18 protein-coding genes are annotated in these 20,204 nt (G+C 60.9%); 8 read left to right on the forward strand and 10 right to left on the reverse strand.

Annotated elements, in window-relative coordinates:
* Nucleotides 1–10 precede the first annotated feature (10 nt).
* Entirely contained in the window at nt 11–1,846 is a 1,836-nt protein-coding gene (gene ilvD / locus WA157_RS01125; protein ID WP_422619196.1) for a dihydroxy-acid dehydratase, read from the reverse strand.
* Nucleotides 1,847–2,091: 245 nt separating this feature from the next.
* Between ilvD and WA157_RS01130 the strand changes: the two genes are divergently transcribed.
* A complete protein-coding gene (locus WA157_RS01130; protein WP_422619197.1) occupies nt 2,092–2,559 on the forward strand; it encodes a ComEA family DNA-binding protein in 468 nt (155 codons plus the stop codon).
* Between the two features lie 71 nt (nt 2,560–2,630).
* Here the strand turns inward: WA157_RS01130 and clpB are convergent, their stop codons facing one another.
* Complete coding sequence (gene clpB / locus WA157_RS01135) at nt 2,631–5,243, reverse strand: ATP-dependent chaperone ClpB (protein ID WP_422619198.1); 2,613 nt, start codon at nt 5,241–5,243, stop codon at nt 2,631–2,633.
* A gap of 95 nt (nt 5,244–5,338) precedes the next feature.
* On the opposite strand from clpB, the gene WA157_RS01140 reads away from it, so the two are divergent.
* Nucleotides 5,339–5,905, forward strand: coding sequence for a hypothetical protein (locus WA157_RS01140; protein WP_422619199.1), 567 nt, complete (start codon nt 5,339–5,341; stop codon nt 5,903–5,905).
* Here WA157_RS01140 and WA157_RS01145 read toward each other — a convergent pair.
* From WA157_RS01145 to WA157_RS01175, 7 genes are all read right to left on the reverse strand, one after another.
* Nucleotides 5,902–6,393 (reverse strand): molybdenum cofactor biosynthesis protein MoaE, encoded by a 492-nt coding sequence (locus tag WA157_RS01145; protein WP_422619200.1) that lies wholly within the window; start codon nt 6,391–6,393, stop codon nt 5,902–5,904. The two genes, WA157_RS01140 and WA157_RS01145, sit on opposite strands and share 4 nt — an antisense overlap.
* A 463-nt stretch (nt 6,394–6,856) precedes the next feature.
* Entirely contained in the window at nt 6,857–7,108 is a 252-nt protein-coding gene (locus tag WA157_RS01150; protein WP_422619201.1) for a MoaD/ThiS family protein, read from the reverse strand.
* Nucleotides 7,105–8,391, reverse strand: coding sequence for a gephyrin-like molybdotransferase Glp (gene glp / locus WA157_RS01155; protein ID WP_422619202.1), 1,287 nt, complete (start codon nt 8,389–8,391; stop codon nt 7,105–7,107). The genes WA157_RS01150 and glp overlap by 4 nt, the downstream gene beginning before the upstream one ends.
* Nucleotides 8,388–8,921 (reverse strand): molybdopterin-guanine dinucleotide biosynthesis protein B, encoded by a 534-nt coding sequence (gene mobB, locus WA157_RS01160; RefSeq protein ID WP_422619203.1) that lies wholly within the window; start codon nt 8,919–8,921, stop codon nt 8,388–8,390. Before mobB ends, glp begins: the two co-directional genes overlap by 4 nt.
* Nucleotides 8,918–10,345, reverse strand: a complete 1,428-nt coding sequence (gene thrC / locus WA157_RS01165; RefSeq protein ID WP_422619204.1) for a threonine synthase — start codon at nt 10,343–10,345, stop codon at nt 8,918–8,920. Before thrC ends, mobB begins: the two co-directional genes overlap by 4 nt.
* Nucleotides 10,345–11,703 carry a homoserine dehydrogenase gene (locus tag WA157_RS01170; protein ID WP_422619205.1) on the reverse strand — a complete coding sequence of 453 codons (1,359 nt, stop codon included), beginning with the start codon at nt 11,701–11,703 and terminating at the stop codon, nt 10,345–10,347. Before WA157_RS01170 ends, thrC begins: the two co-directional genes overlap by 1 nt.
* A gap of 70 nt (nt 11,704–11,773) precedes the next feature.
* A complete protein-coding gene (locus WA157_RS01175) occupies nt 11,774–13,000 on the reverse strand; it encodes a pyridoxal phosphate-dependent aminotransferase (RefSeq protein ID WP_422619206.1) in 1,227 nt (408 codons plus the stop codon).
* A gap of 109 nt (nt 13,001–13,109) precedes the next feature.
* Here WA157_RS01175 and WA157_RS01180 point away from each other — a divergent pair, with 109 nt between their 5' ends.
* From WA157_RS01180 to gluQRS, 6 genes are all read left to right on the forward strand, one after another.
* Nucleotides 13,110–13,484 carry an Mth938-like domain-containing protein gene (locus tag WA157_RS01180; RefSeq protein WP_422619207.1) on the forward strand — a complete coding sequence of 125 codons (375 nt, stop codon included), beginning with the start codon at nt 13,110–13,112 and terminating at the stop codon, nt 13,482–13,484.
* A 158-nt stretch (nt 13,485–13,642) separates the two neighbouring features.
* Nucleotides 13,643–14,128 carry a peroxiredoxin gene (locus WA157_RS01185; RefSeq protein WP_041790498.1) on the forward strand — a complete coding sequence of 162 codons (486 nt, stop codon included), beginning with the start codon at nt 13,643–13,645 and terminating at the stop codon, nt 14,126–14,128.
* Nucleotides 14,129–14,242: 114 nt separating this feature from the next.
* Nucleotides 14,243–16,048: a PhoH family protein gene (locus WA157_RS01190; protein WP_422619208.1), complete on the forward strand. Its 1,806-nt coding sequence runs from the start codon at nt 14,243–14,245 to the stop codon at nt 16,046–16,048.
* Nucleotides 16,049–16,053: 5 nt separating this feature from the next.
* Entirely contained in the window at nt 16,054–16,992 is a 939-nt protein-coding gene (locus WA157_RS01195; RefSeq protein WP_422619209.1) for a LysR family transcriptional regulator, read from the forward strand.
* Nucleotides 16,993–17,029: 37 nt separating this feature from the next.
* The gene (locus tag WA157_RS01200) at nt 17,030–18,085 is read left to right on the forward strand and encodes an NAD(P)/FAD-dependent oxidoreductase (protein ID WP_422619210.1); all 1,056 of its coding nucleotides are present in this window, start codon (nt 17,030–17,032) and stop codon (nt 18,083–18,085) included.
* A 14-nt stretch (nt 18,086–18,099) separates the two neighbouring features.
* Nucleotides 18,100–19,029 (forward strand): tRNA glutamyl-Q(34) synthetase GluQRS, encoded by a 930-nt coding sequence (gluQRS, locus tag WA157_RS01205; RefSeq protein WP_422619211.1) that lies wholly within the window; start codon nt 18,100–18,102, stop codon nt 19,027–19,029.
* Between the two features lie 22 nt (nt 19,030–19,051).
* Here gluQRS and WA157_RS01210 read toward each other — a convergent pair whose 3' ends face one another.
* Nucleotides 19,052–20,047 (reverse strand): PfkB family carbohydrate kinase, encoded by a 996-nt coding sequence (locus WA157_RS01210; protein WP_422619212.1) that lies wholly within the window; start codon nt 20,045–20,047, stop codon nt 19,052–19,054.
* Nucleotides 20,048–20,204 lie beyond the last annotated feature (157 nt).

The raw sequence follows: 20,204 nt of genomic DNA on the forward strand, positions 1-20,204 counted from the left end.
ACGGGCGAAATCAGTCCTGCAGCAGCGACAGATCGCGCACCGCGCCTTTGTCGGCCGACATCACCAGCATGGCATAAGCCTTCAGGGCCGCCGACACTTTACGTGGGCGGGGTTTGGCCGGCTTCCAGCCCAGGGCATCCTGCGCGGCGCGGCGTTTGGCGAGCTCGTCATCAGAGACCAGCACGTTGATCGTGCGGTTGGGAATATCGATGCGAATGCGGTCCCCCTGGCGCACCAGGCCAATGGCCCCGCCAGCCGCTGCCTCGGGCGAGGCATGGCCAATCGACAACCCTGAGGTGCCACCGGAAAAACGCCCGTCGGTCAGCAGCGCGCAGGCTTTGCCCAGACCTTTGGACTTGATATAGCTTGTGGGGTAGAGCATCTCTTGCATGCCCGGGCCGCCTTTGGGGCCTTCATAACGCACGATCACCACGTCACCGGCCTTGACCTGGTCACCCAGAATGTGCTCAACCGCTTCGTCCTGCGACTCCGTCACATGCGCCGGGCCTTCAAACACCAACAACGAGTCGTCCACACCGGCGCTCTTGACCACGCAGCCATTCAGGGCAATGTTGCCGTACAGCACCGCCAGCCCGCCTTCTTGCGAGTACGCGTGTTGCACTGAGCGGATGCAGCCCTGGGCACGATCCGTATCCAGACTCGGCCAGCGGGTGGCTTGGCTGAAAGCGACCTGACTTGGCTTGCCCGCCGGGCCCGCCAGGTAAAACTTTTGCACCTCAAGCGAAGGACTGCGCATGATGTCCCACTGCGCCAGCGCCTCCATCATGGTCGGCGCATGCACGGTGGGCACGTCGGTATGCAGCTTGCCAGCGCGTTCCAGCTCGCCCAGGATCGCCATCACGCCGCCAGCGCGGTGCACGTCTTCCACATGGTATTTGGGCGTATTGGGTGCCACTTTGCACAGCTGCGGCACACTGCGCGACAGGCGGTCAATGTCTTTCATGGTGAAGTCAATGCCGGCCTCTTGCGCCACCGCCAGCAGGTGCAAAATGGTGTTGGTGGAGCCGCCCATGGCGACATCGAGCGTGATGGCATTCTCAAAGGCTTTCAGGCCAATGGCGCGCGGCAACACGGATGCGTCATCCTTTTCGTAATAGCGTTTGGCCAGTTCCACAATCAAATGGCCGGCCCGTTTGAAGAGCTGCTCGCGGTCAGCGTGGGTGGCCACCAACGTGCCATTGCCGGGCAGCGACAAGCCCAGTGCCTCGGTCAGGCAGTTCATCGAGTTGGCGGTGAACATGCCCGAGCACGAGCCGCACGTCGGGCAAGCCGAGCGCTCCACCTCGGCGACTTCCTCGTCTGACACGGAGGAGTCAGCGGCCATCACCATGGCGTCGACCAGATCGAGCTTGATGACACCCAGCCGGGTTTTGCCGGCCTCCATCGGGCCGCCCGAAACAAACACCACCGGAATGTTCAGCCGCATGGCCGCCATCAACATCCCCGGGGTGATCTTGTCGCAGTTGGAAATGCACACCAGCGCATCAGCGCAATGCGCATTGACCATGTATTCCACCGAGTCGGCAATGATGTCACGGCTCGGCAGCGAATACAGCATGCCGTCGTGGCCCATGGCAATGCCGTCATCGACCGCAATGGTGTTGAACTCTTTGGCCACACCGCCCGCAAGCTCAATCTCTCGCGCCACGAGTTGCCCCAGGTCTTTCAGGTGGACATGGCCGGGCACAAACTGAGTAAACGAGTTGGCGATGGCGATGATGGGTTTGCTGAAGTCGCCGTCTTGCATGCCGGTGGCGCGCCAGAGCGAGCGTGCACCTGCCATGTTGCGGCCAGCAGTAGAGGTTTTTGAGCGATAGACGGGCATGGTGATTTCTGTAGAACGGAGACAAAACTAAAAGGCTGGTCAATTATGTCCCAGCTTCCAATTCCCGGCGTCCACCAGACAAGTTTGCCTTCAACGCCAGCCAGGGGGCCCGTGCTGGACGACTACTGATCAATAACGCCGCGGACAGGTCAACCCGGCCCGAAATGAGACCGTTATGATGCAGCGGCTCTTTGTGCGCTACAGGAGTCACAGGCCCATTTCAATCCATTCTTTGAGGAATTCTCATGTTCAAAAAATTACTGGCTTTTTTTGCCGCCATGTTCCTGGTCGCCGCGTTCGCGGCGGTTGACGTCAACAAAGCCACTGAAGCCGAGCTCGACGGCATCAAGGGCATCGGTCCGGTGACCACCAAGCTGATCATTGCCGAGCGCAAAAAAGGTGAATTCAAAAATTGGGACGATTTCGTGACCCGCGTGAAAGGCGTCGGCGACAAAAGCGCCGCCAAGTTCTCCGCTGAAGGCCTGACCGTCTCCGGTGCCAAGTACGAAGGCCCCGCTGCAGCACCGGCCAAGAAAGCCGACAAGCCACTGACGGAAAAAGCCAAAGATGCGGCCGTGACCACCAAAGACGCTGTTAAAGGTGCCGCCATCAGCACCAAAGACGCGGTCAAAGAAACTGCAAAAGACGTCAAGGCTGCCGTGACACCCAAAGCTGATGCAGCCAAACCGGCTGCCAGCGCCGCCAAAAAATAAGACCCGAACTTACTCTCACAAAAAAACCCGCCTTGGCGGGTTTTTTCGCATTTGGACTTCAGGCCGCACCCTCAGTGCACCACCCGCTCGAAGCTGAACTGCCCGGGCGAGCGGATCGGATCCACGTCGACCGGGATCACATCTTTCGGGGCGAACTTGCCTTCCAGCAGCAGCTTGGACAGCGGGTTTTCGATCCGTTGCTGAATCGCACGCCGCAAGGGTCGCGCGCCAAACACCGGGTCGAAACCGACCTTGGCCAGCTCAGCCAGCGCCGCAGGAGACACCTCCAGCGTCAACTCCATCTTGGCCAGGCGCTCTTGCAGCACCTGAATCTGGATTGCGGCAATCTTGGCAATGTGCGATGCATCGAGCGCGTGGAACACCACGGTCTCGTCGATACGGTTCAAAAATTCGGGCCGAAAGTAATTTTTCAGCTCCGCAGTCACCGCGTCCTTGATGTCCTCGCTGTCTTGCCCGACCATGCTCTGGATCATCTGCGAACCGATGTTGCTGGTCATCACAATCACGGTGTTCTTGAAGTCCACCGTGCGGCCCTGGCCGTCGGTCAAACGCCCATCGTCAAGCACCTGCAGCAACACGTTAAACACATCCGGGTGCGCTTTTTCGACCTCATCGAGCAGCAGCACGCTGTAGGGTTTGCGGCGCACGGCCTCGGTCAGGTAGCCGCCCTCCTCGTAACCGACATAGCCGGGCGGCGCGCCGATCAGTCGCGCCACCGAATGTTTCTCCATGAACTCACTCATGTCGATGCGCACCAGGTGGTCTTCCGAGTCAAACAGGAAACCGGCCAGCGCCTTGCACAGCTCGGTCTTGCCAACCCCCGTGGGGCCGAGGAACAGGAACGAGCCGGTCGGCCGGTTCGGGTCCGACAAGCCGGCGCGCGAGCGGCGAATGGCGTTGGCGACCGCCGTGATGGCTTCGTCCTGCCCGACCACGCGCTGATGCAGTTTGGCTTCCATCAGCAGCAGTTTGTCGCGCTCGCCCTGCATCATTTTGGACACCGGAATACCGGTGGCACGGCTCACCACTTCGGCGATTTCTTCGGCACCGACCATGGTGCGCAGCAACTGCGCGCGCCCGCCGTCCTTGGCTGTCTTGGCTCTGCCCGCTTCCTGGTCCTGTGCGTCCTTGAGCTGCTTTTCCAGCCCCGGCAGCTTGCCATACTGCAACTCGCCAGCGCGGTTGAAATCACCCTTGCGGGTGAGCTCCTCAATCTGGAAACGCACCTTTTCGATCTCTTCCATGATCGCTTTGGAACCCTGGGCCTGGGCTTTTTCGGCCTTCCAGATTTCGTCCAGATCGGCAATCTCCTTTTGCAACCGGGCGATCTCCTCCTCGATCAGGCCAAAGCGTTTTTGCGAGGCTTCGTCCTTCTCGCGGCGCACGGCTTCGCGCTCGATCTGCAACTGGATCAAACGCCGGTCGAGCTTGTCCATCACCTCGGGCTTGGAGTCGAGCTCGATCTTGATCTTGGAGGCCGCCTCGTCAATCAGGTCAATCGCCTTGTCGGGCAGGAAACGGTCGGTGATATAGCGGTGACTCAACTCCGCGGCCGCGACGATCGCCGGGTCGGTGATCTGCACGCCATGGTGGGTCTCATACTTGGCCTGCAGACCGCGCAGGATGGCGATGGTGTCTTCCACGGTGGGCTCGCCCACCAGGATTTTCTGGAAGCGGCGTTCCAGCGCGGCGTCTTTTTCGACGTACTTGCGGTATTCGTCCAGCGTGGTCGCGCCCACGCAGTGCAACTCACCGCGCGCCAAGGCGGGTTTGAGCATGTTGCCCGCGTCCATTGCGCCTTCGGCCTTGCCGGCGCCCACCATGGTGTGCAACTCGTCAATGAACACAATGGTCTGACCCTCGTCTTTGGCCAGGTCCTTGAGCACATTTTTCAACCGCTCTTCAAACTCGCCGCGGAACTTGGCCCCTGCCAGCAAGGAGGCCATGTCGAGCGACAAAACCCGTTTACCCTTGAGTGAATCGGGCACTTCGCCAGCGACGATGCGTTGCGCCAGGCCTTCCACAATGGCGGTTTTGCCGACACCGGGCTCGCCAATCAAGACAGGATTGTTTTTGGTGCGCCGTTGCAGCACCTGGATGGCGCGGCGAATTTCATCGTCGCGACCAATCACCGGGTCAAGCTTGCCCAGGCGGGCCCGCTCGGTCAGGTCAATACAGTATTTTTTGAGCGATTCACGCTGGTCTTCGGCATCCGCGCTGTCCACGTTCTGGCCACCGCGCACGGCGTCAATCGCCGCTTCCAGCGACTTGCGGGTCAAGCCGTTTTCTCTGGCAATTTTGCTGATGTCCTGCTTGCTGTCCGTCAGCACCAACAAAAACAACTCACTGGCGACAAACTTGTCGCCACGCTTGATGGACTCTTTCTCGGCCGCCTGCAACAGCGACACCATGTCGCGCCCGACCTGCACCTGCTCTTGCCCCGTCACCTCGGGCAGCCTCTTCATGGCCACCTCGGCGGCGGCCAGAAGCCCCGGCACATTGACGCCGGCGCGCTGCAGCAAGGCTTTCGGACCGTCCTCCTGCTTGAGCATGGCGATCAGCACATGGACCGGCTCGATATAGGCGTTGTCACTGCCCAGGGCCAGCGTTTGCGCCTCGCCCAAGGCTTCCTGAAATTTGGTGGTGAGTTTTTCGATTCGCATGGCGATCCTCTTCATCGTTGATTGACGATTACCTTGGGTTAACAAAGCCCATTTCAAGGCCAACAGCGCGCGCCAGAGCTGACTAAAATCAAAACATGGTGATTCATCAAGTGCAAGTCAGCTACGTGGTGGCGCAGGATCGCCTGCTGGTGCGGCTCAACACGCGTGCGGACCAGGAACTGCGGCTTTGGCTGACACGCCGGATGGTGAAGAACCTGTTTTTACACATGCTGCAGGCGTCAGGCGCATCGCCTCGCCCATTGAGTCCACTGGCAAGTCAGGACGGCGACGACGACCGGGCTCTGGCCAAGTTCAGACGCATGGAAGCACTGCAGCAAGCCGACTTTCAGACCCCGTTCAAAGCGCAGGCCTCGGCCTTGCCGCTCGGCCAGGAGCCGCTGCTGGCCACCACGATCCACGTCACGCCCCTTGACGCAGGCAACTTGCGCGTGGGGTTTGAAGAAAAACTGGAGGGCAGCCAGGGATCGCGCTGTTTTGAAGTCACCCTGGGTCCGCCCTTGCTGCATGGTTTCATGCATCTGCTCGAACTGGCGCTGAAAGAGGCCGACTGGGGCCTGTTGCTGAGCCCAAACCCTGATGCTCCAGCTTCTTCGCCGCTGGATGCCTTTGCCAGTGCCGAGCCGCCGCGCTACCTGAACTAATTGGATGCCGCAATGCCCCAGCGTGCCAGGGCGGCATCGTCGCTGACTCGCGCATCAACCCAGCGCGCGCCCTCGGGGGTTTGCTCCTTCTTCCAGAACGGGGCCTGGGTTTTGAGGTAGTCCATCAAAAACTCGCAGGCCTTGAAACTCTCGCCCCGGTGCGCCGAGGTGACCGCCACCAGCACGATTTGATCCAGCGGTTGCAACAGTCCAACGCGGTGAATGACACGCGCGCCATAGATGTCAAAACGCTTGAGCGCCGCATCCATCATGGCCTCGATCGATTTTTCGGTCATGCCGGGGTAATGCTCCAGCTCCATGCTGCTGATGCTGCCGGATGTGCCCGCCGTGCGGTCGCGCACGGTGCCGATGAAACTGCAGACGGCACCGACGCGGGGGTCTTGCGCACGTAACGCTGCGACTTCCGTGCTGAGATCGAAATCTGCGGTTTGAATGCTGACTCGTGGTGAAGTTGCTTGATTCTTCATGGGTTACTTCCTTACTGGCGATGCCTCACATTTACTGGCGATGCCTCAGATCTTCTTATTGGTGTATTCCCCCCTCTCTCTCCCAACCCCTCTCCGCCCCCGCCGGGGCGGAAAGGGGAGCTAACAGCCACATTTGGCCTTGTCTTTGAAGGTGGGAAAAAGCAGATTGATGGCGCGCTGGCCTCTAAGTGACTGCGAGCCATCGACACACCAATCCAATCACTCAATGGCTCGACGCCAGGCCCAGACCGAGAGTGAAACCGAAACCCGAAGCAGCATCGGCGCTGCGTGACAGGTCCGTTATTGGCAGAGTGCCACTTAAAGGCCAGCGCGCAGTGGACTGCAAATTTCTCACCTTAAAAAACGCGGCCAAATGAGGCTCCCCTCTTTCGCCCGGCGGGGCGAGAGAGGGGTTGGGGGAGTGAGTGGGGAAAAAATAGCAAAAAAACCAGCCCTCACAAATTCACCCCCCCGTGACAGGAGGAAAGAACGCCACCTCAGCCCCTTCGACCAATAAAGTAGCCTCATCACACATCACCTGGTTGAGCGCCATGCGCACAGCCCGGCCCCGCGCCAGGCTCTCCGCATGGGCGCCGCCCTGGGCAATCAGTTCGTCACGCAGGACCGACAAGGTGGGCGCAGCAGAGTGGACCGATTCGCTGGACACGCCAATGGCCTCGCGGATGGAGGCGAAATACTTCACTGTGACCTTCATCCCATGATCTCCGAAAAAGGAATAAACCGCACTGGGTCGCCAAAAGCAATGGTCTGACCGGGCGGGTTGTCCACCAGCCCGTCACCCCAAACAGCCGAGGTCAGCACCCCTGAACTTTGGTTGGCAAACAGATCCAGCCCACCCGCTGCGTTGCGCCGCACGCGCAAGAACTCACGACGTTTATCGGCTCTAGCCCAGGTGAAATGGGCGGGCACAGCTATTGATTTAATAGCACCCTGGGTGACCCCTTGCAATTTGAGCAAAAACGGCCGCACCAGCAGCAAGAAGGTGACAAAGCTTGACACCGGGTTGCCAGGCAACCCGATAAAGTGGGCATTGGCCACCCGACCATAGGCAAACGGCTTGCCGGGTTTGATGGCGATCTGCCACAAATCAAGCTGCCCCAGCGACTGCACGGCGGGCTTGATGTGGTCTTCTTCGCCGACCGAGACGCCACCGCTGGTCAGGATCAGGTCATGGTGCTGCGCGGCCGCCTGCAGGGCGGCTACCGTGGCGTCCAGCCGGTCCGGCACGATACCCAAGTCACTCACCTCGCAGCCCAGGCGCTGCAACAGCGCGCGCAAGAAGAAACGGTTGGAGTTGTAGATGGCACCGGGCTTCATCTGCTCAGGCGCCACGTCGCCGGGCATGACCAACTCGTCGCCGGTCGAGAACAAGGCGACCCGTGGACGCCGCGCTACCTGCAACAGGTTCATGCCAATACTGGCCGCCAGCCCCAATGCAGCGGGCGTGAGACGCTCTCCTTTTGAGAGCACAACTGCGCCTTGTGTGACGTCCTCACCGGCACGGCGAATCCATTGGCCCGGTGCCGGCACGGACTTGATGCGCACCGCGTTGCTGCCGGGCCCGCCCGCGCCAGGCAGCACTTCGCAGTCTTCCTGCATCACCACGGCATCGGCACCCAAGGGGATCGGCGCGCCGGTAAAAATACGTGCCACGGTCATCGGGGCCAGCGGCACGCCCGATGAGCCAGCGGCAATGCGTTGCGACACGGGCAAAGTGCCCGCCTCTGGCTGAGTGGATTGCAATGCCTGCGCCACGTCAAGGCAGCGCACGGCATAGCCATCCATCGAACTGTTGTCGTGCGGGGGCACCTGCAAGGCAGACACCAAATTCTGCGCCAGCACCCGGCCATCGGCCTCAAAGGTGGACACTGAGTCGATATCGGCCAGCGGCACGGCAAAAGCCAGCAACTGGCTCAAAGCGTCATCGAGCGGCATCAGGGCCGGACGACGCGAATCTGGCGAACCGGGCCGCGTCATGCGATATCTTCCAGGCAATAGTTGAAGCGGTCCTGATTGGCCACCAGCCAATCCGCCAGCGCCTCGGCATCGTTGAGATCCAGCACCGGGCGCAAGGTCGGGTGCGGCAGCTGATCGGGTGAATCGGTGGCAATGGCGACGATGAAGTCGTCGTCCATGTAGCGTGCCGGTTGCCCGGCCTGCGCCCGCCAGACCTCCACCTTGAGCAAGTCCGAGTCCTTGAAACCTTCTACCAGCACCCAGTCCACGCCCTCGTAGAGTTCGGCAATCAATTGATGCACCGAGAGTTGCGCCGCTTGCTCAAACTCGCGCATCAGCGCCAGCCGTTTGCTTGAGGCCACCACCACTTCAAAGGCACCGGCCTCACGGTGGCGGTAGGTGTCTTTGCCCGCATGGTCAATGTCAAAATGGTGGTGGGCATGCTTGACCACCGACACCCGCAGTCCCCTGCGCCGCAACGCCGGAATCAGCCGCTCCACCAGCGTGGTCTTGCCCGAGCCGGAAAAGCCGGCAAAACCAACCACCTTCATGCGCAGTGCTCGGCAATATAGGCCTTGACAGCCTCGACATCAGCCGCCATGCGGGTCACACGCTTGGGCAAGGCTTCGATGCCGACAAATTTGGCTGGGCGATCCGGCTCACGCCCGAGCGCTTCCACAATCGTGGCGGCAAACTTGATCGGCAAGGCCGTCTCCATCACGATCATCGGCACCCCCGGCTGCAGATGCTCACGCGCCACCTTGACGCCGTCTGCGGTGTGTGTGTCGATCAGCATGCCAAAGCGCTCAAAGCTGTCTTTGATGGTGGCGAGGCGATCCGCATGGCTGCTCTGTCCGCTCTGAAAGCCATAGCGCAAGGTGGTCTGGTTAAAGGCCGGGTGCTGACTCAGATCAAAACGGCCGGTGCGGGCCAGCGCATCCCCAAACAAGGCCTTGACCCGGGCCCCATCACGGCCCAGCAGGTCAAACACAAAGCGCTCAAAGTTGGACGCTTTGGAGATATCCATCGACGGACTCGAAGTCTCATGCGTATCGACACTGCTGCGCACGCGGTAGACACCAGTTTTAAAAAACTCGTCCAGCACGTCGTTCTCGTTGGTGGCCACCACCAGCTTGGCGATCGGCAGACCCATCATGCGTGCCACATGACCGGCGCAGACATTGCCAAAGTTGCCGCTGGGCACGGCGAAGCTGACCTTTTCGGTGTTGTTTTGTGTCGCTTGAAAATAGCCCGCAAAGTAATACACCACCTGGGCCAGCAGGCGCGCCCAGTTGATGGAGTTGACGGTGCCGATCTTGTATTTGCGTTTGAACTCCAGGTCGTTGGACACGGCCTTGACCATATCCTGGCAATCATCAAATACACCGTCGACGGCAATGTTGTGAATGTTCTCGTCCATCAGGCTGAACATCTGGGCCTGCTGGAACGGGCTCATGCGATTCGCCGGGCTGGTCATGAAGACACGCACGCCCTTTTTGCCGCGCATGGCGTACTCGGCGGCGCTGCCGGTGTCGCCGCTGGTGGCGCCCAGAATGTTGAGCTCTTCACCGCGGCGCGCCAGCTCGTACTCAAACAGGTTACCCAGCAACTGCATCGCCAGGTCCTTGAAAGCCAGCGTCGGGCCATTGGACAGGGCCTCCAACCAGAGCCCGTTCTCCAGGTGGCGCAACGGCACAATTTCGCCGGTACCAAACACCTCGGCGGTGTAGGTCTTGTGGCAAATCGAGCGCAAGTCGGGCGCGGGAATGTCGTCGATGTAGAGTGACAGAATCTCGAAGGCCAGCTCGGCATAACCCTCTTGGTGGTACACCGAGCGCCAGCGGGTCAGCGTGGCGTCATCCACATGCGGATAACTCTCGGGCAGGTACAAGCCGCCGTCGGGCGCCAGGCCTTCGAGCAGGATTTCACAAAAATGCTTGCGACTCATGTCGCCACGGGTGGAGATGTAGTTCATCAGGCTAATTCTTCCTTGCGAATGCGGGTAATGGGTTCCAGCACGGTGGGCAGGGCCTGCATCTGGGTGATGGCGGCATTCATTTTGGCCTCGACGCAGTCGTGGGTCAGGATGATGACATCGGTTTGCGCGATCTGCACAGCACCGCCCAGGCCCCCCACTTCATCGGCTTCGCGCTGCAGCACGGCGTCAATGCTGATGCTGAGCGACGCCAGAATGCCGGTCACCCGGGCCAGCACTCCGGCTTCATCGGCCACACGCAAACGCAGGTAATAGCTGGTCACCACCTCGCTCATGGGCAGCACCGGCAGGTCGCTCATGGCATTGGGCTGGAACGCCAGATGCGGCACGCGCTGCGCCGCATCCGCTGTGTGCAGGCGGGTGATGTCAACCAGGTCGGCAATGACCGCGCTGGCGGTTGGCTCGGAGCCCGCGCCCTTGCCGTAGTACAGCGTGGTGCCCACGGCGTCAGCCTGCACCATGACCGCATTCATGGCCCCTTCCACATTGGCGATCAGGCGCTTGGCGGGCACCAGGCACGGGTGAACACGCAGCTCAACCCCCGCTGACGTGTGTTGGGCCGCATCAAGCCCGCGCCGCTTGGTGATGCCCAGCAACTTGATGCGGTAGCCCAACTGCTCGGCATATTTGATGTCGGCGGCGCCGAGCTTGGTGATGCCTTCAACATAGGCCTTGTCGAACTGCACCGGAATACCGAACGCGATGGCCGACATGATGGTGACCTTGTGCGCGGCGTCCACGCCTTCAATGTCGAAGGTCGGATCGGCTTCGGCGTAGCCCAGCGCCTGCGCTTGTTTGAGCGCCACGTCAAAGTTGATGCCTTTGTCCCGCATCTCGGACAGGATGAAATTGGTGGTGCCGTTGATGATGCCGGCGATCCACTCGATCCGGTTCGCCGTCAAGCCTTCACGCAAAGCCTTGATGATGGGAATGCCACCGGCCACTGCCGCCTCAAACGCGACCATCACGCCTTTTTGGGATGCGGCGGCAAAAATCTCGGTGCCATGCACGGCCAGCAGCGCCTTGTTGGCCGTGACCACATGTTTGCCCGCCGCAATCGCTTCCAGCACCAGGGTCTTGGCAATGCCGTAGCCGCCGATCAGTTCAATCACGATGTCGATGTCGGGGTTGGCAATCACCGCGCGGGCGTCATTGACCACCTTGACGTCTGGTCCGACCAGACTTTGCGCCCGCGCCACGTCCAGATCCGCCACCATGGTGATTTCGATGCCACGACCGGCACGGCGCTTGATTTCTTCCTGGTTGCGACGCAGCACATTGAAGGTGCCCGAACCCACAACGCCAATGCCCAAAAGACCTACTTGAATCGGATTCATAAATATTTTAATTAAATGGGCCTCTAGCCCCCGTGGAATATACGTTAGTAGCTATTAAAACAATAGCATGCTAATTGCTGTGGCGCTTGCGGTAGGCTTCCAGAAACTTGGCCACACGGCTGATGGCTTCACGCAAATCATCTTCGTGCGGCAAAAACACAATCCGGAAATGGTCCGGCGCGGGCCAGTTGAAGCCCGTGCCCTGCACCAGCATGACGCGGGTCTCCTGCAGCAACTCCAGAAAGAATTGCTGGTCATCGGCAATCGGGTACATCGTTGGATCGAGCCGCGGAAACATATACAACGCGGCACTCGGCTTGACGCAGGTGACGCCGGGGATCGCAGTGATCAGCTCATAAGCCAAATCGCGCTGGCGGCGCAGACGCCCACCCTCGCACACCAGGTCATTGATGCTCTGGTAGCCCCCGAGTGCGGTCTGGATCGCCCACTGACCCGGCACGTTGGAACACAAGCGCATGTTCGAGAGCATGTTCAGGCCCTCGATGTAATCCAGCGCGGGTTTCTTGTCACCCGAGACAATCATCCAGCCCGCCCGGTAACCGCACGAGCGGTAGCTCTTGGACAAGGAGTTGAAGCTCAAAGTCAGCACATCGTCGCTCAGCGAACCAATCGCCGTGTGGCGCACGCCGTCGTACAACACCTTGTCGTACACCTCGTCGGCAAAGATCACCAGACCGTGCTCGCGCGCAATCTGCACGATGGCCTTGAGCAGTTCATCGGAATACAGCGCACCGGTCGGGTTGTTGGGGTTGATGACCACGATGCCCTTGGTACGCGGCGTGATCTTGGCGCGAATGTCATCGAGGTCCGGCATCCAGCCACGGGCCTCATCACACAGGTAATGCACCGGTGTGCCACCCGACAAACTGGCCGCCGCCGTCCACAGCGGGTAGTCGGGTGAGGGCAGCAGCAACTCGTCACCGACGTCGAGCAGCGTGTTGGTGGCCATGACAATCAGTTCACTGGCGCCATTGCCCAGATAGATATCGTCCAGCGTCACGCCCTTGATGCCCTGCTTTTGGGTTTCATGCATGACCGCCTTGCGCGCCGCAAAAATGCCCTTGCTGTCGGAGTAACCGGCCGAATTGGGCAGGTTGCGGATCATGTCCTGCTGGATTTCTTCCGGGGCGTCAAAGCCGAACACCGCCAGGTTTCCGATATTGAGCTTGATGATCTTGTGCCCCTCTTCTTCCATCTGGCGCGCGGCGTCCATGATGGGGCCGCGAATGTCGTAACAGACATTGGCCAGTTTGGCTGATTTGCGTATGGTCTTCACAGGCTCTCCGATGGGGTGGTGCGGGGCGGAACTTATAATTTGACCACATTTCATTGTAGAAATTTTGCACTTTGACGCAGTGCAGCATCCAAATTCCCTCTTTGCCAACATGAAAATACATCCCGACGTCATCACGGTGCAATCCATCAGCGGTTACGGCCCAGGCTGGATCGGCCTTGGCACTGAAAAAATTACCGCCAGCGTGGTGATTGGCTCGGGTGGCGAACGCCTGACCTGGAATTGCAGCCGCTTTGAGGACCTGAACGCCGAGCACTTTGATTTATTGGCCGCACTCAATACCGAGCTGGTGATTTTCGGCAGTGGCGAGCGCCTGCGGTTTCCGCAAGGCGCCTGGATCAAATCGCTGATTGACAAACAGATCGGCCTTGAAACCATGGACACGCCAGCGGCCTGCCGCACCTACAACATCCTGGCCGGCGAAGGTCGCAGTGTCGTCGTGGCGCTGCTGATCGAAACCCCTTAGGGATAACACGGACGCCCGGCTCCAAAGAGAATTTATCGTTTCGGGGTAAAATAGCAGGCTGTAGTCGGGGCTACAAGCACGCTGTCACAGCGGCAGATTGCGATAGGAGCCCTCGATTTGAGCGAATGACGCATCCCTGTTACACGAGATTAAGAACTATGGCGATCATTGTCAACAAACCCCTCCCGGAATTTGAATCCACGGCCACTGGCGGCGTCAGAGTCTCCAACACCTCTCACCTCGGAAAAGTCGTCGTCCTGTATTTTTATCCCAAGGACAACACCCCGGGTTGCACCACCGAAGCAATGCAGTTTCGCGACCGTTACCAGGACTTTGTCAAGGCGGGCGCCACCGTATTTGGTGTCTCGCGTGACAACATGCGCTCGCATGACGAGTTCAAAGCCAAACTGGAACTCCCGTTTGAGCTGATCGCCGACACGGAAGAAAAAATGTGCCACATGTTCGGCGTGGTCAAGAACAAGATCATGTACGGCAAGAAGGTCAAAGGCATCGAGCGCAGCACGTTCCTGATTGGCGCGGACGGCACCCTGAAAGAAGAATGGCGCGGCCTCAAGGTGCCGGGCCATGTGGACGATGTCTTGAAAGCGGTCAAAGCGCAGAAAAAAGTAGCCGTACCGGCCTGAGTTCCAGTCCGCGGCGTTTGTCAATCTGGCCCCGTATCAAGCCGCCCTGTTCTCATGGCGGCTTTTTGCTTTTAGAGCCGCCCTTTAATTCCCTTATTTGCGAGCAAACTCCCTATGCCATTGCCTCCTGCCCCTGCCAAACGCGCCGCGCTGCTGTCCGAACGGGACTACGATGTGCCGGTCGCAAGGCTGCCCCAAACACGCAAGACGGCGAGCCCATTGGCCGAGCCTGGCCTGACCGAAACACCTCAGGCACGGGTGGTCTCCGAAGTCACACAGGCCCCTGCCACAGCGCTGGCGGACAGGTCCGCAAGCCGCACCAGAACACCCCGCGCAAGCTCTTCGGCCCGGAAAACTCAGGCCGAGCCCGACGTGCAAGTGCAAACGCCGTTGTTCGCGCCAGTACCTGCGCCGGTACCCGCTCCAACCCGAACCCAGCCGCCCGCCGACATCAAGCCCAAGAAGACCAAACACAACGGGGCGCCCAAACTGTTTGTGCTTGACACCAATGTGCTGTTGCACGACCCGATGTGCCTGTTCCGCTTCGAGGAACACGACATCTTTTTGCCCATGATCGTGCTCGAAGAGCTTGATGCCCACAAAAAAGGCACCACCGAAGTCGCCCGCAACGCACGCCAAACCAGTCGTTCACTCGACGCATTGGCCGGCCATCAAGGCACTGACATCACCAGCGGCCTGCCGCTCAACGCCACCGGCCACCGCGAAGCCAGCGGCAAGCTGTTTTTCCAGACCCAATTGTTGGACTACACGCTGCCGACCAGCCTGCCGCAAGGCAAGGCCGACAACCAGATCCTGGGTGTGGTGGAAGCCCTGCGCCAGCAACAGGCCCGCCAACACAAAGAGCCGTCCACCAGCGCGCCCGATGGCGGCGCACGCCCTGGGGCGCATGAGGTCGTGCTGGTGTCCAAAGACATCAACATGCGGGTCAAGGCGCGTGCGCTGGGACTTGCCACCGACGACTACCAGAACGACAAGACACTCGATGACGGTGACTTGCTGTACTCGGGCGCCATCGCCCTGCCGGCCAATTTCTGGACCAGTCAGGCCAAAACGGTGGAAAGCTGGCAACAAGGCGCGTACACCTTTTACCGCATCAGCGGTCCGATCGTTGCCAGCCTGCTGATCAATCAGTTTGTTTATTTTGAATCGCCCGGCGAGCCCAGTCTGTACGCCCGCGTGACTGAAATCCGGGGCAAGACGGCGGTGTTCAAGACCCTCAAGGACTACACCCACCTCAAGCACGCGGTCTGGGGCGTCACCTCCCGCAACCGGGAGCAAAACTTTGCCCTGAACATCCTGATGGACCCCGAAATTGACTTTGTCACCCTGACCGGTCAGGCCGGCACTGGCAAAACCCTGATGGCGCTGGCCTCGGGCCTGACGCAGGTGCTTGACGACCGGCGTTACACCGAGATCATTGTCACCCGCGCCACCGTCAGCGTCGGTGAAGATATCGGTTTCCTGCCGGGCACCGAAGAAGAAAAAATGGGCCCGTGGATGGGCGCGCTCGATGACAACCTGGAGGTGCTGGGCAAGACCGATACCAGCGCCGGCGAGTGGGGGCGTGCCGCCACCAGCGAGCTGATCCGCAGCCGCATCAAGATCAAGAGCATGAACTTCATGCGCGGGCGCACTTTTTTGAACAAATACGTCATCATCGACGAAGCGCAAAACCTGACGCCCAAGCAGATGAAGACGCTGATCACCCGCGCCGGCCCCGGCACCAAAATCATTTGCATGGGCAACCTCGCCCAGATCGACACCCCGTACCTGACCGAGGGTTCTTCCGGCCTGACCTATGCCGTGGACCGATTCAAAGGCTGGGCGCACGGCGGGCACATCACGCTGGCGCGCGGCGAGCGCTCACGGCTGGCGGACTTTGCCAGCGAAGTGCTGTAGGCAAGGTGGCCGGCGCCCGCGATGTCCTGACCCCAGACGCGCTGGCCCTGCTGCAGACCATTGCGCAGACCGGCAGCTTTGCCGCTGCCGCCCGCAGCCTCGGTGTCGTGCCCAGCGCCCTGACCTACCGGGTGCGCCAGATGGAGGACGCGCTGGATGTCTTGCTGTATGACCGCAGCTCGCGTCAGGCGCGTCTGACCGAAGCCGGTGCCGAACTGTTGCGCGAAGGCGCACGCTTGCTGGAAGAAATTGACGCCGTGGCCAATCGTGTCAAGCGCGTGGCCACCGGCTGGGAGCCGCAACTCACCATCGCCGTGGACAGCATCATCTCCAAGGCCACCGTGATGGAGCTGTGCGCGACCTTTTTTACCCTCAACCCGCCCACCCGCATCAAGCTGCGCGACGAAACCCTGTCGGGCACGCTGGACGCCTTGATTTCGGGCCAGGCCGATCTGGCGCTCGGTGTGACCGAAGCCAGCACCAACGCGGGCATTCACAGCAAGCCGCTGGGCGACGTGAGCTTTGTTTACGCGGTGGCACCCCATCACCCGTTGGCCAATGCACCCGAGCCGCTTAAAGACGAACTGGTGCGACAACACCGCGCCGTGGCGGTAGCCGACACCATCACCCGCGGTGGTGGCCTGACCTTTGGCTTGCTGGGCGGGCAGGACGTATTCACCGTGGCCACCATGCAGGACAAGCTCGATGCGCAACTGCGCGGGCTAGGCAGCGGCTTTGTGCCTGAGTGCATGGCCCGCGGCTACATTGAAACCGGCCGCCTGGTCGTTAAAAAAATGGAACGTCCGCAACGGCTGATACGGGTCAACTACGCGTGGCGCAGCGTCGCCAAGTCGAGTCCGGGTCGTGCCTTGCAGTGGTGGCTGGCCCAGCTTGAGAGCCCCACCACACGCATGGCTTTGCTGGAGCGTTACCGAGGCGTGTAAAGTGCATGACATACAACAATCCTTGGAAACATCGTTTATGAACCAATCCAGACTCCAATCTCAAAATATTGCCATCATTGGCGCTGGCATGGCTGGCGTTGCCTGCGCCCGTACCTTGGTGCAGGCGGGTCACAAGGTCACACTGTTGGAGAAAAGCAGCGGCGTGGGCGGGCGCATGGCGACACGCAGCACGGCCTTTGGCACGTTTGACACCGGTGCGCAATATTTCACCGTGCGCGATCCGCGCTTTGCGCGGGCGCTGGCGACTGTGCCGGGCGTGTGCAAAACCTGGAGCGCCAACACCATACGGGTACTTGACGCGCATGGTCAGGTCGCGGCAACAGACTTTCCCGCCGCCGAAACCCATTGGGTTCCCACCCCCGGCATGAATGCACTGGTCAGCCGCTGGGCGCAACCCCTGTTGGAACAACACAGCGTCGAGCTGGAAACACGGGTAACGCAGCTGAGCCGCGATGCCGTTCATCCGCACCAATGGCAGCTTCACACCGAGGGTCAAGATGGCGCGCAGCATGTGTTTTCCGGCTTCGATGCCGTCCTGCTCGCCATTCCGGCAGAGCAGGCGCGCTTGCTGCTGGAGACCTCGCCCCAAGCCGACGGGCTGGCGCGCCAGATTGACCGGGTCGACGCCGCACCCTGCTGGACGCTGATGCTGGCGTTTCCGCAGGCCATGCAGCCGGACCTGTCGGCCCTGGGGCCGCAGTGGAATGCGGCGCGCAGCACGCACCACCGCATTGCCTGGCTGGCGCGCGAGTCGAGCAAGCCCGGACGCGGCAGCGTGGAGCGCTGGACCGTGCAGGCCAGCGCCGCCTGGTCGCAAGAGCATCTGCAGGACGATGCCACGCGGGTGCAAGCCAAGCTGCTCAAGGCATTTGCCGAGGTCACCGGTATCCGCGCCGAGCCCGCCCATATCGATACGCAACGCTGGCTGTACGCCAAGACGACCGCACCACTGGGTAAATCACACGTGTGGGATGCCAGCGCCGGCCTCGGCGTTTGCGGCGACTGGTGCCTGGGCGATCGGGTGGAAAACGCGTTTGTCTCAGGTCTGGAACTGGCGCTGGCCGTGGTTTAAACCTTAGACAAGGCATGGTGGCCCAATACATAGGGCGCTTTTCCCCCTCGCCCACCGGAGCGCTGCACGCGGGCTCGCTGGTGGCGGCACTGGCCAGTTGGCTCGACGCCCGCGCCCACGGCGGCCAGTGGCTGGTGCGTATCGAAGACGTGGACAGGCCGCGCTGCGTGGCGGGCATGGACCGGGTCATCCTGCAGCAACTGGCCGCGTGTGGCCTGCACCCCGACGAGCCGCCCGTGTGGCAATCGCAGCGCACCGGGCTCTACCAGCAGGCGCTGGACCAGTTGGTGGTGCAGGGACTAGCCTACCCGTGTGCCTGTTCACGCAAGGACATCGAAACCGCGCTGAGTCGTCTGGGCCAGACGCGAGCGCGCCACGGCGAGCTGGTTTATCCGGGCACCTGCCGCACCGGCCTGCACGGCCGCTTCGGGCGCGCATGGCGGTTGCGCACTGATTTGTTTAAGCAAAATAGGCCTCCAGCCCCCGTGGAATATACGCAAGATGCTACTAATTTTATAGTAAACAACGTCGTCCACTGGACCGACCGCCGCCTGGGGGCGCAACAGCAGGACGTGCCAGCGCAGGTGGGTGATTTTGTGCTCAAACGCTTTGACGGCTGCTTTACCTACCAGCTCGCCGTGGTGGTGGACGATGCGGCGCAGGGCATCACCGATGTGGTGCGCGGCGAGGATCTGGCCGACAACACGGCAAGGCAGATTCTGCTGCAGCAGTGTTTGGGGCTGCCGACGCCGCGCTACCTGCATACGCCACTGGTGCTGGGTGCCAATGGTGAAAAATTGTCGAAACAAAATGGCGCGCAGGCACTTGACACGACCGAGCCGCTGGCCGCGTTGAATCAAGCCGCCCGCGTGCTGGGCTTGCCCGCTTGCAGTGGCAGCGTGGCGGGTGCACTGGAGGCCTGGGTTGAAGCTTGGGGCGCCTGAGACGCAACGACAAGAACCACCGTCAACACGTAAACGACATCGCAACGGATTCAAGCCGGGCCAGCACATCCGAACGCGTAGGCGGCACACACCCGCGGCGCATCACACACAAACTGGCGCTGGCAATGGCGCCGCCCAGCAGCTTCTTGACCACCTCTTCAGAAACGAACGCACTTCCCCAATCCGCAGGCAACTCGTACTCCAGCATGGCGGCAACCAGCCCGGCCAGAAAGCAGTCGCCCGCACCCACGGTGTCCACGACCGCAACAGGCTCCAACTCACGCGCCTGAAACACTTGACCGGCACGCGTCAGCAACGCGGCCCCTTGAGCGCCCAGGGTAAGCGCCAGCACGCTGGCACGGCTGCTTTGCAGCAGGTGTTGTGCCTGGGCCAGAGCGCCGGCTCCGGGCAAGTTCAGGCCAGCCAGGTCTTCGTCACTGGCTTTGATCACATCGGCGAACTGCAGCGCGGTCAGCACATGGCGGCGGTATTGCTCCTGGTGGGGCATGACCGACGGGCGTAAATTGGCATCAATCACCACGGTGCGTCCAGCCTGGCGCTGCGCGGCCAGCCACGGCAGATAGGTCTCGGCATCATCGGGGGAAAGCGCCAGCGCGCCGGTGCACACCAGCGACAGGGTTTCAACCCTGCTGCACGCTTGTTTCAGTGCCGCGGCCGAGGTGGCGCGGTCAGCCACGCCTTCGCGGTAAAACGCGTAGTCGGGGTGGCCCTGTTCATCGACATTCACCACCGCCAATGAAGTGACCTGTGGCACCGCCTCCGGCACCGCCAGTTGTACCCCAACGTCCAGCAAACCTTGTGCCAGCCGTCGACCAAAGCGATCCCGTGACAAGGGGTTCAGGTACAGCGTGCCTACGCCTTGACGCGCCAGCGCCCTGGTGAGGTTGTAGACCGCGCCACCCAGGCAGGGCTCAAACCGGCCATCGGCGTGGGCAATGAAATCAATCAGGGCCTCGCCCGCTGTGGCCACCTGAATGGAAGAATTTAATTGCGGCATGTAAGGGTTTTCCATAACTAAAACAACTTGAAATAACCATCCCCCGGCAAAGCCGGGGGTTTTCAAAATTGTGAGCCGCTCAAAGCGGCTAAACGGGGTCGCTAACGCGGCCCCAACTCTTGGCGCCACCGAAACGGTGGCAATCTATCTCCACAGC

Origin of the sequence: Rhodoferax ferrireducens (assembly GCF_049302455.1) — a bacterium.
Taxonomy (GTDB): domain Bacteria; phylum Pseudomonadota; class Gammaproteobacteria; order Burkholderiales; family Burkholderiaceae_C; genus Rhodoferax; species Rhodoferax ferrireducens_B.

Coding starts and splice junctions, on each gene's coding strand:
- ilvD (WP_422619196.1), bottom strand. CDS start 1,846: ATGCCCGTCTATCGCTCAAAAACCTCTACTGCTGGCCGCAACATGGCA.
- WA157_RS01130 (WP_422619197.1), top strand. CDS start 2,092: ATGTTCAAAAAATTACTGGCTTTTTTTGCCGCCATGTTCCTGGTCGCC.
- clpB (WP_422619198.1), bottom strand. CDS start 5,243: ATGCGAATCGAAAAACTCACCACCAAATTTCAGGAAGCCTTGGGCGAG.
- WA157_RS01140 (WP_422619199.1), top strand. CDS start 5,339: ATGGTGATTCATCAAGTGCAAGTCAGCTACGTGGTGGCGCAGGATCGC.
- WA157_RS01145 (WP_422619200.1), bottom strand. CDS start 6,393: ATGAAGAATCAAGCAACTTCACCACGAGTCAGCATTCAAACCGCAGAT.
- WA157_RS01150 (WP_422619201.1), bottom strand. CDS start 7,108: ATGAAGGTCACAGTGAAGTATTTCGCCTCCATCCGCGAGGCCATTGGC.
- glp (WP_422619202.1), bottom strand. CDS start 8,391: ATGACGCGGCCCGGTTCGCCAGATTCGCGTCGTCCGGCCCTGATGCCG.
- mobB (WP_422619203.1), bottom strand. CDS start 8,921: ATGAAGGTGGTTGGTTTTGCCGGCTTTTCCGGCTCGGGCAAGACCACG.
- thrC (WP_422619204.1), bottom strand. CDS start 10,345: ATGAACTACATCTCCACCCGTGGCGACATGAGTCGCAAGCATTTTTGT.
- WA157_RS01170 (WP_422619205.1), bottom strand. CDS start 11,703: ATGAATCCGATTCAAGTAGGTCTTTTGGGCATTGGCGTTGTGGGTTCG.
- WA157_RS01180 (WP_422619207.1), top strand. CDS start 13,110: ATGAAAATACATCCCGACGTCATCACGGTGCAATCCATCAGCGGTTAC.
- WA157_RS01185 (WP_041790498.1), top strand. CDS start 13,643: ATGGCGATCATTGTCAACAAACCCCTCCCGGAATTTGAATCCACGGCC.
- WA157_RS01190 (WP_422619208.1), top strand. CDS start 14,243: ATGCCATTGCCTCCTGCCCCTGCCAAACGCGCCGCGCTGCTGTCCGAA.
- WA157_RS01200 (WP_422619210.1), top strand. CDS start 17,030: ATGAACCAATCCAGACTCCAATCTCAAAATATTGCCATCATTGGCGCT.
- gluQRS (WP_422619211.1), top strand. CDS start 18,100: ATGGTGGCCCAATACATAGGGCGCTTTTCCCCCTCGCCCACCGGAGCG.
- WA157_RS01210 (WP_422619212.1), bottom strand. CDS start 20,047: ATGCCGCAATTAAATTCTTCCATTCAGGTGGCCACAGCGGGCGAGGCC.